This is a genomic window from Nocardia sp. NPDC020380 (genome assembly GCF_044386975.1).
Lineage (GTDB): Bacteria > Actinomycetota > Actinomycetes > Mycobacteriales > Mycobacteriaceae > Nocardia.
Genome location: NZ_JBIRVQ010000001.1, coordinates 360,471 through 376,285 on the forward strand (window position 1 = coordinate 360,471; position 15,815 = coordinate 376,285).

15 protein-coding genes are annotated in these 15,815 nt (G+C 67.3%); 6 read left to right on the top strand and 9 right to left on the bottom strand.

Features of this window, described 5'->3' with window-relative positions; all coding sequences use genetic code 11:
- Positions 1-40: 40 nt before the first annotated feature.
- Both ACH438_RS01660 and ACH438_RS01665 read left to right on the top strand, forming a co-directional pair.
- The gene (locus ACH438_RS01660) at positions 41-511 is read left to right on the top strand and encodes a hypothetical protein (RefSeq protein WP_397000000.1); all 471 of its coding nucleotides are present in this window, start codon (positions 41-43) and stop codon (positions 509-511) included.
- Positions 512-694: 183 nt separating this feature from the next.
- The gene (locus ACH438_RS01665; RefSeq protein WP_397000002.1) at positions 695-1,912 is read left to right on the top strand and encodes an acetyl-CoA C-acetyltransferase; all 1,218 of its coding nucleotides are present in this window, start codon (positions 695-697) and stop codon (positions 1,910-1,912) included.
- A 161-nt stretch (positions 1,913-2,073) separates the two neighbouring features.
- Here the strand turns inward: ACH438_RS01665 and ACH438_RS01670 are convergent, their stop codons facing one another.
- The 6 genes from ACH438_RS01670 to ACH438_RS01695 all read right to left on the bottom strand — a co-directional run bounded on the left by ACH438_RS01670 (position 2,074) and on the right by ACH438_RS01695 (position 9,508).
- Positions 2,074-2,934 (bottom strand): Bax inhibitor-1/YccA family protein, encoded by an 861-nt coding sequence (locus ACH438_RS01670; RefSeq protein WP_397000004.1) that lies wholly within the window; start codon positions 2,932-2,934, stop codon positions 2,074-2,076.
- A 159-nt stretch (positions 2,935-3,093) separates the two neighbouring features.
- On the bottom strand, positions 3,094-4,020 hold the full coding sequence (locus ACH438_RS01675) for an LLM class F420-dependent oxidoreductase (RefSeq protein ID WP_397000723.1): 927 nt from the start codon (positions 4,018-4,020) through the stop codon (positions 3,094-3,096).
- Positions 4,021-4,040: 20 nt separating this feature from the next.
- Positions 4,041-5,177, bottom strand: a complete 1,137-nt coding sequence (locus ACH438_RS01680) for a class I SAM-dependent methyltransferase (protein WP_397000725.1) — start codon at positions 5,175-5,177, stop codon at positions 4,041-4,043.
- Positions 5,178-5,331: 154 nt separating this feature from the next.
- On the bottom strand, positions 5,332-6,783 hold the full coding sequence (locus tag ACH438_RS01685) for an MDR family MFS transporter (RefSeq protein ID WP_397000727.1): 1,452 nt from the start codon (positions 6,781-6,783) through the stop codon (positions 5,332-5,334).
- A 90-nt stretch (positions 6,784-6,873) separates the two neighbouring features.
- Positions 6,874-8,550: a DUF885 domain-containing protein gene (locus tag ACH438_RS01690; RefSeq protein ID WP_397000006.1), complete on the bottom strand. Its 1,677-nt coding sequence runs from the start codon at positions 8,548-8,550 to the stop codon at positions 6,874-6,876.
- 40 nt (positions 8,551-8,590) lie between these two features.
- Positions 8,591-9,508, bottom strand: a complete 918-nt coding sequence (locus ACH438_RS01695; protein ID WP_397000008.1) for a ribonuclease Z — start codon at positions 9,506-9,508, stop codon at positions 8,591-8,593.
- A 70-nt stretch (positions 9,509-9,578) separates the two neighbouring features.
- On the opposite strand from ACH438_RS01695, the gene ACH438_RS01700 reads away from it, so the two are divergent.
- Both ACH438_RS01700 and ACH438_RS01705 read left to right on the top strand, forming a co-directional pair.
- A complete protein-coding gene (locus ACH438_RS01700) occupies positions 9,579-9,992 on the top strand; it encodes a DUF6153 family protein (protein WP_397000010.1) in 414 nt (137 codons plus the stop codon).
- Between the two features lie 61 nt (positions 9,993-10,053).
- A complete protein-coding gene (locus ACH438_RS01705; RefSeq protein WP_397000012.1) occupies positions 10,054-10,602 on the top strand; it encodes a DUF305 domain-containing protein in 549 nt (182 codons plus the stop codon).
- A 58-nt stretch (positions 10,603-10,660) separates the two neighbouring features.
- Here ACH438_RS01705 and ACH438_RS01710 read toward each other — a convergent pair whose 3' ends face one another.
- Positions 10,661-10,948 (bottom strand): hypothetical protein, encoded by a 288-nt coding sequence (locus ACH438_RS01710; protein WP_397000729.1) that lies wholly within the window; start codon positions 10,946-10,948, stop codon positions 10,661-10,663.
- Between the two features lie 146 nt (positions 10,949-11,094).
- On the bottom strand, positions 11,095-12,606 hold the full coding sequence (locus ACH438_RS01715) for an APC family permease (protein ID WP_397000014.1): 1,512 nt from the start codon (positions 12,604-12,606) through the stop codon (positions 11,095-11,097).
- A gap of 296 nt (positions 12,607-12,902) precedes the next feature.
- Between ACH438_RS01715 and ACH438_RS01720 the strand changes: the two genes are divergently transcribed.
- Positions 12,903-13,775, top strand: a complete 873-nt coding sequence (locus ACH438_RS01720) for a hypothetical protein (protein WP_397000016.1) — start codon at positions 12,903-12,905, stop codon at positions 13,773-13,775.
- 47 nt (positions 13,776-13,822) lie between these two features.
- Positions 13,823-14,758, top strand: a complete 936-nt coding sequence (locus ACH438_RS01725; RefSeq protein ID WP_397000018.1) for an alpha/beta fold hydrolase — start codon at positions 13,823-13,825, stop codon at positions 14,756-14,758.
- Here ACH438_RS01725 and ACH438_RS01730 read toward each other — a convergent pair.
- A complete protein-coding gene (locus tag ACH438_RS01730; RefSeq protein ID WP_397000020.1) occupies positions 14,755-15,804 on the bottom strand; it encodes an NAD(P)-dependent alcohol dehydrogenase in 1,050 nt (349 codons plus the stop codon). The genes ACH438_RS01725 and ACH438_RS01730 overlap by 4 nt on opposite strands.
- Positions 15,805-15,815 lie beyond the last annotated feature (11 nt).

The following is a 15,815-nucleotide window of genomic DNA, read 5'->3' on the forward strand; positions in this document are numbered from 1 at the left end:
CGTCGGAGATATCACGATCGCCCGGTTTACCATCGCGGGTATGAGGACGCCGAAAACCGCGTGCAGAGCCTTACTACTCGGATCCCTCACGGCCCCTCTTGTGGCGGCCCTGATCGCCGCGAGTCCGCCCGCGGGTGCGCAGACCTTCGAATTCCCTTTGGTGCCAAGCCTGCTCCGGGATGGCCTGTGCGGCACCAACATCCACACCTGGGCCAACACCGATCCGCGGTGGCCGGGCCGCGCGATCATCAACATGCAGGCGCAGCCGGTGATCGGAATCGGGCCCGGGGACTACAGTTTCGCGCCGCAGTGCGAAGCGCTGACCACCGTCGCCTGGCGGAATCTGGACACCGGAGCACAGGGCCAGTACGTGGAGAACATCGTGGCCGGCTTCTACGGCAGCATCCAGTACTCCCTCTTCCAGGACACCGGACCGGGCCGCATCGATGTGACCGTTTTCACCGACAACGCCAACGTGCCCGCGCACAGCAGCTTCGTCGTCCCCCAGTGACAATTGCCACCGCCCCTGTCTCCCGTTGTGCCCCGCTGCCACAGGCAGCGGGGCACGAGAGCCGCGAGAGTGAGCGATATCCCACAGTTCAAACACTGGGATCCGCCCATACCGGATGTTTGAGGCCCGACACACTCGTCGTAAATTCGAAGCTGGTTCACCCCTGCAAAAAAGGAGTCCTCAATGGCTGAGGCCGTCATCGTTTCGTACGCCCGCTCGCCCATCGGCCGCGCCGGCAAGGGTTCTCTGGTGAGCATTCGGCCGGACGACCTCACGGCTCAGATGGTCCGTGCGGCACTGGACAAGGTGCCCGCCCTCGATCCCGCCACCATCGACGACCTCATCCTGGGCTGCGGTCAGCCCGCCGGTGAGGCCGGATTCAACATGGCGCGTTCGGTCGCCGTGCAGCTCGGCTACGACACCCTGCCGGGCGTCACGCTGAACCGCTACTGCTCGTCCTCGCTGCAGACCACCCGGATGGCCTTCCACGCCATCAAGGCCGGCGAGGGCGACGTGTTCATCTCCGCCGGTGTGGAGACCGTCTCGCGCTTCCCGAAGGGCACCTCCGACGGCTGGCCGGACACCCACAACGCGAGGTTCGCCGACGCCGAGGCCCGCACGGTCGAGACCGCGGAGACCAACGCCACCTGGACCGATCCGCGCGAGAACAACCTGCTGCCGGACGTCTACATCGCCATGGGCCAGACCGCGGAGAATGTCGCCACCTACACCGGCATCTCCCGCGAGGAGCAGGACCACTGGGGTGTGCGGTCGCAGAACCGCGCCGAGGAGGCCATCAAGTCGGGCTTCTTCGAGCGGGAGATCACCCCGGTCACCCTGCCCGACGGCACCATCGTCACCACCGACGACGGGCCGCGCGCCGGCACCACCTACGAGAAGATCTCGCAGCTGAAGCCGGTGTTCCGCCCGGACGGCACCATCACCGCCGGTAACGCCTGTCCGCTCAACGACGGTGCGGCCGCGCTGGTCGTCATGAGCGACACCAAGGCGAAGGCGCTGGGCCTGACCCCGCTGGCGCGCGTCGTCGCCACCGGCGTCTCCGGCCTGTCCCCCGAGATCATGGGCCTCGGCCCGATCGAGGCGGTCCGCAAGGTGCTGAAGAACGCCAACATGACCATCAACGATCTCGACCTGTACGAGATCAACGAGGCGTTCGCCGTGCAGGTCCTGGGTTCGGCCCGTGAGCTGAACATGGATCACGACAAGCTGAACATCTCCGGTGGCGCCATCGCCCTCGGCCACCCGTTCGGCATGACCGGCGCCCGCATCACCGCCACCCTCATCAACAACCTCCAGACCCAGGACAAGCAGTTCGGCCTGGAGACCATGTGTGTCGGCGGCGGCCAGGGCATGGCGATGATCATCGAGCGCCTCAGCTGAGCTGAGCCGCTCCCGACTCGGTCGGGAAGAAAGATAGGTGTGGGGGCCGAGCCCCCACACCCCCGGATAAGAGAAAGCCGTTCGGCAACGAAAAGAGCGGGCGGGCATCGGATTCCGATGCCCGCCCGTTCTATGGGGTCCAGCCGCCGAGCGGCTGATCATTACCTGTTCTGGAAGTACGAGAGCAGGCGCAGGATTTCGATGTACAGCCACACCAGGGTAACGGTGAGGCCGAAAGCCACGCCCCAGGCCGCCTTTTCGGGCACCTGCGCGCGGATCATCTGATCGGCGGCGTCGAAGTCCAGCAGGAAGCTGAAGGCCGCGACACCGATCACCACGAGGCTGAAGATGATCGAGAAGGTGCCACCGTCGCGCAGGCCGAATCCACCGGGGGTGAAGAAGGCGGCGACCAGGTTGCCGAGCATGAGTACCAGCACGCCGATCATGGCGCCGACGATCATGCGGGTGAGGCGCGGGGTGACGCGGATGGCGCCGGTCTTGTAGACCACGAGCATGCCGATGAACACGCCGAAGGTGGCGAGCACCGCCTGCGCGATCAGGCCGGAACCGCCGACGCCGCCGAACTTCACATTGGTGAACATGAACGACAGCGCGCCGAGGAACAGGCCTTCGAGCGCCGCGTAGCTGAGCACGATGGCCGGGTTGTTCTGCTTGCGGCCGAAGGACGCGATCATGGCGAGCGCGAAACCGCCGAGGCCGCCGACGAGCACGAACAGCACGGCCAGCGAGTTGTTGGCCGAGGTGACCGCGTAGGAGATGATCGCGCCGAGGGTCACCACACCGAGCGTGATGCCGGTCTTGGTGACGACGTCGTCGATGGTCATCGGGCGGGTGGTCGGGATCGCGGGCTGGTACGGCTGCTGCCCGTAGCCGGGGTACTGCGGCGGCTGCTGACCGTACTGCTGGTTCGGGAATTGTCCGGCTCCAGGCCCGCCGAAGCCGGCGTAGCCGCCTTGCTGTGGCGTCAGGTTCCGGAAGACCGGGTTCGATGTGGAGCGCACTTGCGGTCCCTTTCTGGAGTCGCGGCGCACGTCGGTCGTGGCCTTTACTGCTACTCGTCCAACGCGCCGTGAACTGCGGGAGTTCCCGGATCACTCACACACCGGACCTATCGGACTTTACCCGAGCTTTACCGTTGCTACCCGCTTGTTGACGGCTTGCTAACCGAGGTGCGGGAGCACCTCGTCGGCGATGAGCTCGAGGTGCGCGAGATCACCGAGGTCCAGGATCTGCAAGTAGACGCGGCTGGTGCCCGCGACCTCCTCGTAGTGCCGGATCTTCTCGACGACCTGCTGCGGGCTGCCGGCCAGGCCGTTGGCCTTCAGCTCGTCGACGTCCCGTCCGATGGCGGCCGCGCGGCGGGCGATATCGGCATCGCTCGCGCCGATACAGGCGACGAGAGCGTTCGAGAAGACGATGTCCTGCGGATCCCGGCCCGCGTCGACGGCCGCCTTGCGGACCCGGCCGAACTGGGCGGCGGCGTCCTCGGGCGACTGGAAGGGCAGGTTGAACTCGTCGGCGTACTGCGCGGCCAGGCGCGGGGTGCGCTTCGGGCCGGTGCCGCCGATGATCACCGGGATCTTCGGCTGGGTGGGCTTGGGCAGCGCCGGGGAATCCTCGAGCGTGAAGTGCTGCCCCGCGTAGCTGAAGGTCTCCCCCGCCGGGGTGGCCCACAGGCCGGTGACGATGGCCAGCTGTTCCTCGTAGCGCGGGAACTTGTCCGCCGGGAACGGGATGCCGTAGGCCTTGTGCTCGGCCTCGAACCAGCCTGCGCCGAAACCGAATTCGACGCGGCCGCCGGACATGTTGTCCACCTGCGCGACCTCGATGGCCAGCACGCCGGGGTGCCGGAAGGTGGCGGCCGTGACCAGGGTGCCGAGCCGGATGCGGTGGGTCTCGCGGGCCAGGCCGGCCAGGGTGATCCAGGCGTCGGTCGGGCCCGGCAGGCCGTCGGCGTCACCCATTTTCAGATAGTGGTCGGAGCGGAAGAAGGCGTCGAAGCCGAGATCTTCGGCGGTCTTGGCGACGGTCAGGAGAGTGTCGTAGCTCGCGCCCTGCTGGGGTTCGGTGAAGATACGAAGGTCGATTCGTCCCATGCACCCATTGTTCAGGTCCGGTCGTGCAGCCCGCGCACCGACCGGGTGACGGTGAACTTCTTGTTGCGTCCCAGCACATCGGTGCGGCCCACCATCCGCTCCATGACGCCGCGGTAATTGAGGTGGGTGTTGTAGACGGTCCACAGTTCGCCGCCGGGCTTCAGGACCCGGCCGGCCTGCTGGAACATCTTGATGGCGGATCCGGTGTGCACGGCCGCGCCGACGTGGAAGGGCGGATTGCAGAGCACGAGATCGGTGCTGTGGTCGGGTATTCCGGACATGGCGTCGTCGCGCAGCACGGTCACCCGGTCGGCGACCTCGTTAGCGAGAGCGGTGGCGCGGGTGGAGGCGACCGCGGCGGCGGACTGGTCGGTGGCGGTGACGCGGATGCCGGGCCGCGCCTTGGCGAGCGCGACCGCGAGAATGCCGGTGCCGCAACCCAGGTCGATGGCCTCGCGGGCGTCCGGTTTCATGCGCTTGAGGTAGTCGAGCAGGAAGCGGGTGCCGATATCGAGGCGCGGGCCGGAGAAGGCGGCGCCGTGCGCGACCACCTCCAGGTCGAAGTCGTCGAGCCGGTTGCGCATCGGAAAGCGGGGCTCGCCAACGGTTTCGGGTTCGGCGGCGAGCAGGATGCGGGATTTCTGCCGGCCGCGGCTGGCGCGGACGGAGGCGAAGGATTCGGCGAGTACCTCGTTCATGGCGGGGGTGAGGTATTTGTCGCGGCCGCCGGCGAATACCTCGACGTCCGGCGCGGCGTATCGGGCAATGGCGTCGGCGGTTTCGGAAATGCCGGCCAGGGCGCGGGGCAGCCGCCAGAGGACCACGCGCGCATTGTCGAGAAGTTTCGGGCCGAGGTCGTGCACGGTGAATCGATCGGATAAGCCGACAATTCGGGCGTTATTCGCCAATGCCAGCTCACCGGTGAGCAAATCCTGATGCACGCGTACGCCGGACAGATCGTGTGCGGCAATGGCGCCCAGGGTGAGCGCGCCATAACCGTCGTCGATCACCGCGACCCGGTCGCCGTCGGCCGCGGCCAGCGACTCCGCCGCCGTATCCAGCAGTAACCGGTCGGCGGCGTCCACCGCGTAGAGGTTCACCGCCTCCACATCCGGATAGCGCCGCAACCGGCTCAGCACGTCTTCCATCTCGAGCACGCCATACAGTGTGCTAGATCATTGCCGCATCGTCCTATTCGGCCGGTAATTGACAGCAGATTCTGTGCTGAGCGGGCCCGGCGTTATTCTGCGCCTTCGCAAACCATATGTTGACCTTGCACTGTCCGACCGAATAGCCGGATTGCTAACCCTTCGCCGGAATCTCGGCCGTCGCCTGTTGCGGCACTCCGGCATCGCGCGCGGGCATCATGGCCGAGGCTGCCACCATGATCAGCGCCATCACCGCGACCCCGATGAAGACCAGATGCACCGCCGAGGTCAGCGCCGCCGGCACCGGATGATCGCCGTGGCCGATGCGGGAGTTCACCACCGCGCCGAACACCGCCACGCCCACCGCACTGCCGATATTGCGCGCGAACATGTTCGTGGAGGTCACCACGCCGCGCTCGGACCATTCCGCGCTGGACTGGGCCGCGATCAGCGTCGGACTCGCCACCAGGCCCATTCCCAGGCCCACCACGAAACAGCCGGCCGCCACTTGCAGCAGGGACGAATCCCGGTCCACCAGCAGCAGTGTCGCCGCACCCAAGGTCGCGATCACGCTGCCGATGAGCGCGGTATTGCGGAAACCTATGCGCAGGTACACCTTTCCGGCCTGCGAGGCCGAGACCGGCCAGCCCAGCGTCAGCGCGCCCACGGTGAGTCCCGCCAGCAGCGCCCCGCTGCCGAGCACGCCCTGCGCGAAGGTCGGCACATACGAGGTGAGCCCCAGCAGCACCGCGCCCACCAGCAGCGATATCAGGCTGCTCGCCACGATCACGCGCCGCGTGAAGATCCACAGCGGCAGAATCGGATTCGCCGCATGCTGTTCGACCCAGCCGAACAGCACCAGTACCGCCGCGCCGGCCACGAACAGGCCGATGCTGGTCGCCGAGGTCCAGCCCCAGGCCTGCCCGCCCTCCAGCAGCGCCAGGATGAGCGCGCCCGCGCCCACGGTGAGCAGTCCCGCGCCGAGATAGTCGATCCGATGCCGCTGCCGCGGCGCGCTTTCGGTGAACTTGCGCAGGATCATCCACGCCGCCACCGCGGCCAGGGGCAGGTTGATCAGGAAAATCCAACGCCAGCTGACATATTCGGAGAAGACGCCGCCGAGCAGCGGGCCCAGCACCGAGGAGGCGGCCCACACGCTCGCCAGGTACGCCTGCACCTTCGCGCGCTCCTCGACCGTGTAGAGGTCGCCCGCGATGGTCATGGACATGGGGCCGACCGCGCCCGCGCCGATGCCCTGCACCGCGCGGAAGATGATGAGCCCGACCATGCCGGTCGCCAGCCCGCACAGCAGCGAGCCGAGCGCGAACACCGCGATACCGAAGAGCATCACCGGCTTTCGGCCCAGCATGTCGGCTAGCTTGCCGTAGATCGGGACGGTGACCGCCTGCGCCAGCAGGTAGATGCTGAACAGCCAGGGGAACTGCGCGAAGCCGCCGAGCTGATCGGTGATGGTCAGCACCGCGGTCGCGATGATGGTCGAATCCAGCGCCACCAGCGAGGTGGCCAGCATGAGGGCGATGAGGACCGGCCCGCGCTCGGAGCGCAGGCCGATCGACGATTTCACTTCTGTTGCCGGCACGGCGATCCCTTCATCAGCACGACTCACTCGTTTGAGTCGAACGCCGGGAACGGATCTAAATTCCTGGGACGATCTTCGGCGGGCCCGCTTCGGGGATCAGAGTGTGGCGGCCAGCTCCCGCAGCACCGGCAGGCTCACCGAACCCGAACCCAGCACCACATCGTGAAATGCCTTGATATCGAAGGCCGCACCGAGCCGCTGTTGCGCCTGCGCCCGCTGCCGGCGGATCTCCTGCTGCCCCACCTTGTAGGCGACGGCCTGGCCCGGCATGGCGATGTAGCGGTCCACCTCGGTGCGAATCTCGTCCAGCCCCACCGGTGCGTTGGCCACCATGAAATCGATGGCCTGCTGCCGGCTCCAGCCCTTGGCGTGCAGCCCGGTGTCGACGACCAGGCGGCAGGACCGCCACGAGTCGGCGGCCAGCATGCCGATGCGGGCGAGATCGTCCGGGTACAAACCCATTTCGTCCGCGAGCCGCTCGGTGTAGAGCGCCCAGCCCTCCACGAAGGCGGTATTGGCGAACGACATGCGCTGGAAGCTGGGCAACTGATCCAGCTCGTTGGCGATGGTGAGCTGCAGGTGATGCCCCGGAATGGCCTCGTGATAGGCGACCGCGGCCGTCTCGTACCGGTTGCGGCCCTTGGGTTCGTGCTGATTCACGTAGTACGCGCCCGGTCGCGAACCGTCGGCGGCGGGCGGGAAGTAGTACGCGGCAGGCGCATCCGCGGCCAGGAACTCCGGCACCGGCAGAATGTCGCAGGACTGCCGCGGCAGCCGCCCGAACCAGTTGCCCATCTCCGCCTGTGCCGCGGCCAGATAGCGGCGGGCGTCGACCATGATCTCCTCGCCGTCGCCGTAGCGCAGCGCGGAATCCTCGCGCAGCCGGGCGAAGATCTCGGTCAGGTCGGTGAGACCGAACAGCCGGCCGCCGACCTCCGCGTATTCGGCGCGCAGCTTGCCGAGTTCGTCGAGGCCGAGCTGGTGGATCTCGTCCGCGCCGAGATCCGGCAGGGTGGTGTGGGTGCGCAGCAGGCGGCGGTAGATGTCCGCGCCGTCCTCGCCCAGCCAGCCCAGGCCCGGCTTGTCGTCGGGGCGGGCGGCGGGCAGCAGTTCGTCGCGCAGCACATTGCGGTAGGCGGTGAAGGCGGGGCGGATGACCTCGCGGGCGACCTCGGCCAGCTCTGCGCGCCAAGCCGATTCACCGTCCCAGTCCGCCGGGCCGGCGAAGGTGACGAAGGGGTCGGTGGCGAGGTCCGAGGCCAGGTAGCCGTCGAGCTGATTCAGCGAGCGCTCGATGGCGATGCGGGCCGGGGTACGCCCGGCCGCCAGCCCGGCCCGGAACCGCTCGGCCGCCTGCGCCAGCAGCGTGCCGAACTGGCGGAAACGGAGCACCAGTTTCTCGGCGTTCTCCGGCGCGGGCGCGTTCAGCTGCGGGGCCGCGGTGAGCAGCTCGGCGTGCACGCCGGTCATCTGATCGGAGGCGAGCTCCACCGGCCGCCATTCCAGATGCGCGACGGCCCCGGACAATTCGTTGCGCAGCAGACTGCGGGTGGTGCGATCCTGCGCGTTCAGGGTTTCCGGATCCAGGGCGTCGACCTCGGCGAGCAGGGCCCGGTACCTGCCCAGCTGCCGCTCCTCGGCGGCGACGGACAGATCCTCGATGCGATCGTCGAACCGCCTGTCCCCCAACAGTGTTGCCAGGCTGGGCGCGGACTCCAGCAGGGCGTCCCAATACCGATCCGCGAGTGCGATGAGTTCCTCGTGCGCGTCCATGGGCTCAATCATGCCCGGGACCGCCGGTGCTCGCCCGCGACTATCGACGCGGCGGCATGGGAATTCGCATGAGGTCCTCGGCCACCACGATCTCGCCGTCGAAGAAGGTCCGGGCCTCTTCCAGGTGGTCGTCCAGGGTGCGGTAGCGCTGGGAGAAGTGGGTGAGGACCAGGGTGCGGGCGCCCGCGCGGGCGGCCACCAGGCCCGCCTCACCGGCGGTCAGATGGCCGAATTCGGTGGCCAGGTGGCCGTCGGCGTCCAGGAAGGTGGCCTCGATGACGAGCATGTCGACGCCGCGGGCCAGTTCGTGCACGCCATCGCAGAGGCGGGTGTCCATGACGAAGGCGAAGCTCTGGCCGCGGCGCAGTTCGCTCACCTCGTCGAGGGTGATGACGCGGCCGTCGATCTCGACCTGACCGTCGCGTTGCAATCGGCCGACCACCGGGCCGGAGAGCCCGAGTTCGCGCAGGCGTTCGGGGAGAATGCGGCGGCCGTCCGGTTCGGTCAGCCGATAGCCGAAGGCCTCGACCGGATGCGAGAGCCGCTCGGTGCGGAGGGTGAACGGCGCGGCGGGCGCCTCGAGCGCGCCCGGTTCGGCGATGGGGTGCGGCCGCAGCTCGCCGGTCTGGTGATACGCCGTGGAATGGCACAGGCGCTGATAGAACTGCTCCCCCGAGGCCGGGTAGTACACGTCCACCGGATGCGGCACCCGGTCGAGGCTGATGCGCTGGACGACCCCGGCCAGGCCGAGACTGTGATCGCCGTGGAAATGGGTGATGCCGATGCGGGTGATGTCGGTCGCCGACACCCCCGCGTAGATCATCTGCCGCTGCGTGCCCTCACCCGGGTCGAAGAGCATTCCTTCGCCATCCCAGCGCAGCAGGTAGCCATTGTGATTGCGCTGCTTGGTCGGTACTTGGCTGGCCGTTCCGAGGATGACCAGTTCGCGCTGTGACACGGGCGTCAGGCTACCGCCCGGGGGTGAGTGCCCGCGTCGGCGAGCCGGGCGCGTCGATAGAATGACCGCCGTGGTCGGACAACAGGCATGCGGCACCCGGTATATCCGGGCTCTCGGCCTGTTCGCGCTCCTGGCCGGGCTGGTGGCCATGCACTCACTGGTCATCGGCATGAATCACGAAGACTCCGGCCGGCACGACATGAGCTCGCAGACCGTCGTGGCGATGGTCATGAACGAGCATCGGGACATGTCCGCGCCCGCGTGTGCGGGCACCGACTGCGGTAGTGGGCACGCCGGGATGCACGGCTGCCTGTTCGTGCTCTCCGCGCTGCTGTTCCTGCTCGGGCTGGCGCTGCTGGCCTGGGTCGGCCTGCGGCGCGGCGATCGTCCACCGATGAAGGTCCGGCAAGCCCGGCCGCATCGGGCCCGGCCGCCGCCGTGGACCGTGCTGACGCTCTCCGAATTGGCGATTCTCCGAATCTGATGGGTCGCGGGTTTCCGCATGCCCTTTTCACGATTCCGATCAATTACCAAGGAGTACAAGCATGTTCAAGAGCCGTACCAAGATCGCCCTGGTGGCGCTCGTTTCCCTGCTCGCGGTGATCATCGCCGGATGTAGCAGCAGCAAAAGCGATTCCCCGTCGTACAACGACGCCGACGTGAGCTTCCTGGACATGATGTATCCGCATCACGCTCAGGCCGTCGATATGGCGAAGATGGTGCCGAGCCGTTCGCAGAACCAGGAACTCATCACCCTGGCGAAGAATGTGGAGAACGCGCAGGCGCCGGAAATGCAGCAGATCACCAAGCTGCTCGCGTCGTTCGGAAAGCCCGCACCCAGCACGACCATGGATCACGCCATGGCGGGCATCATGTCGCAGGATCAGATGACCGAGTTGGCAGGTCTTTCCGGTCCGGCCTTCGACAAGATGTGGATGCAGATGATGATCGAGCATCATCAGGGCGCTATCGACATGTCGAACACGGAATTGAAGAACGGCACGAACGCCGACGCTAAAGGCCTCGCGCAGTCCATCATCACCGCGCAGAAGGGTGAGATCGATCAGATGAACAAGATGCTCGCCCAGAACTAGGCCCTGAAATATGAAGGGGGTGCGCCGAATTCGGCGCACCCCCTTTTCACGTACAGCGCTAGTTCCCGATCACCGCGTTCATGATCGTTCCCGCGCTCGTGGCCGTCGCGCCGCCGATCATGGCTCCCGCCACCATCTTCGGCGATTCCAGGCCGCCGCCACTCCACTTCTCCCACGCGAAGCGGCCGCCGCCGTAGGTGATGGCGGTAACGCCGGAAAGCATGGTGAACCAGGTGAAGTAGCGAACCAGCTTCATCAGTTTGTCGGCCACCGGAGGCGTCTCCGGGGTCGGGTTGCCGATCTGCGCGAGAACGTGGGTATACGCATCGTGCACGGCGAGGAGCATGCTCACGATCGGTTCCTCTCGGATGCTGAAACGGTGCTGACGGGGCGGAACTTGTGGCACAACTCTCACTATTCAGAGCAATTGAACACCAGTCCGCGGTGTGTCATAGCGAAGACACACCACCAGCACCGAACCTGAGCAGCCGATCAGCTACCGGTTTTGGCCAATTTCGAATGCCGTCGGCCGTACGCGAAGTACACGACCATGCCGATCAGCATCCAGATGACGAACCGTAGCCAGGTCTCCACGGCCAGGTTGAACATCAGCCAGGCGCAGGCCAGCACCGACAGGATCGGGACCAGCGGCACCAGCGGAACCCGGAAGCCTCGCTGCAGATCCGGCCGCGACTTGCGCAGGATGATCACGCCGATGGACACCAGCACGAACGCGAACAGCGTGCCGATATTGACCATCTCTTCGAGCGTGCCGAAGTCGACGAAACCGGCCAGCACCGCGCAGATCACGCCGACGATGGCGGTGATGCGCACCGGCGTCCCCTTGGATCCGGTGTGCGCCAGCTGCCGCGGCAGCAGTCCGTCGCGGGACATGGCGAACAGCACGCGCGTCTGCCCCAGGAACAGCACCATGACGACGGTGGTCAGACCGGCCAGCGCGCCGATGGAGATCAGGTTCTTGGCCCAGGTGACGCCGTGAATGGCGAAAGCCGTTGCGAGCGTTGCGTCGTCGCCCTGCAGATCGGTGTAGGGCACCATACCGGTGAGCACCAGCGACACCACCACGTACAGCACTGTCACGATGGCCAGCGAGCCCAGAATGCCGCGCGGCACATTGCGCTGCGGATCCTTGGTCTCCTCGGCGGCAGTCGCGACCACATCGAAACCGATGAACGCGAAGAACACGATGGACGCCGCGGCGAGCAGGCCGTACCAGCCGAAGTGGCTGTTCCCGCCACCGGTCACCAGCTGGAACAGGGTCTGCTGCAAGGTATGTGACCCGCCACTGCCGGCATTCGGCACCGACGGCGGAATGAACGGCTTCAGGTTGGACGCCTTGAAGTAGGTGGCGCCGACCACGACCACCAGCACGATGACCGCCAGCTTGATGGCGACCGCGACGGCCGACACCCGCGAGGACAGCTTGGTGCCCATGGCCAGCAACACGCCCAGGATCACGATGAGCCCGGACGCGCCCCAGTCGAAGGAGTGCGAGCCGAAATGCCACAGCGGCTGATGCCCGTTCAGCAGGGTGCCCAGATACTGCGACCAGCCCTTGGCGACAACGGAAGCGCCGAGGGCGAATTCGAGGATCAGGTCCCAGCCGATGATCCAGGCGACCAGTTCACCGAAGGTGGCGTAGGAGAAGGTGTAGGCGCTGCCCGCGACCGGCACCGTCGAGGCGAACTCGGCGTAGCAGAGGGCGGCCAGACCGCAGGCGATGGCGGCGAACACGAAGGCCAGCGAGACCGCGGGTCCGGCGGTATTGCCGGCGGTTCGCGCGGTGAGGGTGAAGATACCGGCGCCGACCACGACGGCGACGCCGAAGATGGTCAGGTCCCAGGACGTCAGGTCCTTGCGAAGTTTGGTGTCCGGCTCGTCGGTATCGCGGATGGACTGCTCGACGCTCTTGGTGCGGAACAATCCGGTGGTGCGTGCGGGAGGAGGTGCGACGGCTTCCCGCGGGGAGTCCGATGGCGCCACGGTTTCTCCTATGTCTGGCTCTCGGCAACAATGCAGTTCAGCGCCGGTCGGTCACCGTCGGGCAACCGATCGGTACGCCGTCGCTGGTGGCCGGCAGACAGACTCGCTGGTTCCAGCCCCGTCACTGCGCACGGACCCCTTGTCGGGTCCGAGTTGTCGGCGTCACACCGAACCGTATCACCCAACTGGTACGAACCAGTCAGCTACTGGATGGACAACATTCACCCGGCGGTCCACGGCACGAGGTATGCCGAGGATCTCCCGGTCAGCACAGGGTTCCCGTTAGGGTTCAAGGTATGCCGTTCGGGGGAGAGCGCACCGGACGTGATCCGCAGGCTCTGGATCGCATACTGGCGCGGGCCCACTGGGTCCGGGTCCGGGAGATGCGCGGCGATTCCACCCCGCTGCTCGAGGAACGGGACCCGGTTGCCGTGCAGGCGCTGCGCGCGGCCCTGCGCATCGCGGATCTGCCCGGGTTCGTCTGCATGTGCTGGGGCGATGTGGCCCTCGACTTCCTGGACGCGGCGGGCCGGCCGGTCACCACCGTGACGCTGCACCATGGATATTCACTGCGCTGGGACGGCTGGCCGCAGGACGCCGTCCTCGCCGACGGCGTGCGTTCGCTGGAGTGGCTCGCGGTCCGCGGCGTCACCGGACCGCTGCGCGAATTCCACGCCGCCGCCCGCCGCCAAGCCGAATCCGACCGCGTCACCCGCCAGTGGGTGACCGAGATTCCCGAACCCCTCGCGATCTACGCAAACCTGTTCCTGGACACCACGAAATCCGGCAACGGCCTCATCGAAGCCGACCTGACCGAGATCCGCGAACACCTGGCAACCGCCTACCCTGACCCGATCGACCGCATCCTCACCCTCTTCACCTGGTCCGCCGCCGGCACCGGCGCCTACACGGGATACCCCGTCCACGAACGCATCCCGGGCCAATTCCTCGACCTGGAAGACCGCACCGACTTCGCCCGAGCGGTCGACCTGGCCGACGACCAGGCCACCGCCGGCGCAGTCCGCTACTTGATCAGCTGGCACACCCGAAACCGCATAGCCCACCTACTAACCGCCCTCTCCCCCACCTCCCAGCGCAAAATCCTCCTCCACGCCCGAGACGCCGAATCCCGCCGCTGGCTCCAACGCCGCATAGCCCGCCTCCGCTGACTCCTCCACCCGCAGGCTCCCCGATCCACGCAGATTAGCCTTAGGGGATGGTCGACTTTCCCCAGCACAATGTGGGCGCGAAGTTCAAGGGCAAGCGGGTCGGATATTTCCGGGAGACTGCCGGGTACGAGCGGTACAAGAGCGCGTATGTGGAGGGGTTCGGGGGGCTGCCTGCGGTGCGGCAGTCCGTTGATATTCCAACGGCTTTCGGGGTGGTGCGGGCCTACCGGTTCGGGGAGGGGGATGCGACGCCGCTGGTTTTGTTGCCGGGGCGGCAGGCGTCTACGCCCATGTGGGCGGCGAATCTGCCCTCGTTGATCGGGGTGCGGCCGGTGATCACGCTGGATCTGCTGGGTGAGCCGGGGGCGAGTGTGCAGTCGGAGCCGCTCACCGATGCGGCGGATCAGGCGGCGTGGCTGGCTGCGGCGTTGCGGGTGCTGGAGTCGCGGCCGGTGCATGTGCTGGGGGCGTCGATCGGTGGCTGGTCGGCGGTGAATCTCGCTGTGCGACATCCGGAGCGGGTGGCGTCGGTGGCGATTCTGGATTCGCCGTTCGTGTTCGGCGGCGTGACCTGGAAGATGATCACGGTGTCGCTGGGTTCGGTGCTGCCGGGGATGCCGGACAAATGGCGGAATCGGCTGCTGGGCTGGATCTCCGGCGGCGTGCAGGCGCCCGCGGACCTGCCCGAGGGCCGGTTGATCGCCTCGGGCATGCGGGATTTCGCGGCGTTCCTGCCGATGACGGATCAGCCTGCCAAGGACAAGCTCGCCGCGATCTCGGTGCCGTTCCTCGGGATCTTCGGCGGGCGCAGCATCGTGCACCGGGCGAAGCGGATCGCGAAGCGGGCGCGGAAACTGATGCCCGCCGCGCAGATCGAGGTGTGGCCCGCGGCCTCGCACGCCGTCAACGGCGAGTTCCCGGAGGAGATCGCGGCGCGCATGTTGCAGTTCCTGGACGAGGCCGAAACCGCGAAGGGCGCTTAGGGCACGAGCACCGCGCGCCCGCGGATCTGCCCCTTGTCCAAGCGGGCGAAGGCTTCCGGGCCTTCGGTGAGGTCGTAGCGTTCGACCTCCATGTGGATCTTGCCCGCCTGCGCGAGCGCGACGCAGGCATGCAGGTCACCGCGGGTGCCGCCCAGCGACTTTCGAACAGTCGCGCCCCAGGGCAGGCCGGGTCCGCCGGCGGGTCCGGCATTGATGTCCGGCGGGGTGCCGCCGCCGATGCCGACCATGCGGTAGGCCCCGTTGGGCGCAACGGATTCCACGGCCAGTTTCGCGGTGGAGTCGATGCCGACGAAGTCGAAGACGGCGTCCACACCGCGCCCGCCGGTCAGGTCGAGGAGCTGCTGCGCGACACCGTCACCGTCACCGGCGAGAATGCCGAGGTCGGCGCCGCAGGCGGTGGCCAGATCCAGCTTCTCCTGGCTCACGTCGACAGCGACCACGCGCACGCCGCTGATGGCACGCAGGATCTGCACCGCGACATGCCCGAGCCCGCCGATGCCGATGGCGAGGGCGGTACCGCCGGGCCGCAACTGTTCCTCGGCCCCGCGAATGGCGTGGTAGGCGGTGAGCGCGGCATCGGCGACGGGTGCGGCCTGCAGGAAGTCGAGGTCGCCGACGGGCACGAAAGTATTGGCCGGAATGCGCACGTACTCGGCCATGCCGCCCTCGATGGTGAGGCCCGGGCACGGCGGCATGGCGACGCGACCCGCTGCGAGACAGACGTTTTCATTGCCGCTCACGCATTCGCGGCAGACGCCGCAGGTCCAGAAGAGATAGACCAGTCCGCGTTCGCCGACCTCGCGTCCGCTCACCTCCGAGCCGACCGCCGCGATGGTGCCGGCGATTTCGTGTCCGAGGGTGAGCGGATCGTCGCGCAGCTGGTACGGGAAGTTGACCAGGGTGAGGTCGGAATGGCAGACGCCGGCGGCGCCGACTTGGATGAGGAGGTCATTGGGCCCGATGTCCGGGACCGGAATCTCGTTGACGGCAATGGTTTCCGGACCGGTCCACTGGAGTGCTCGCATACTGGATTTCC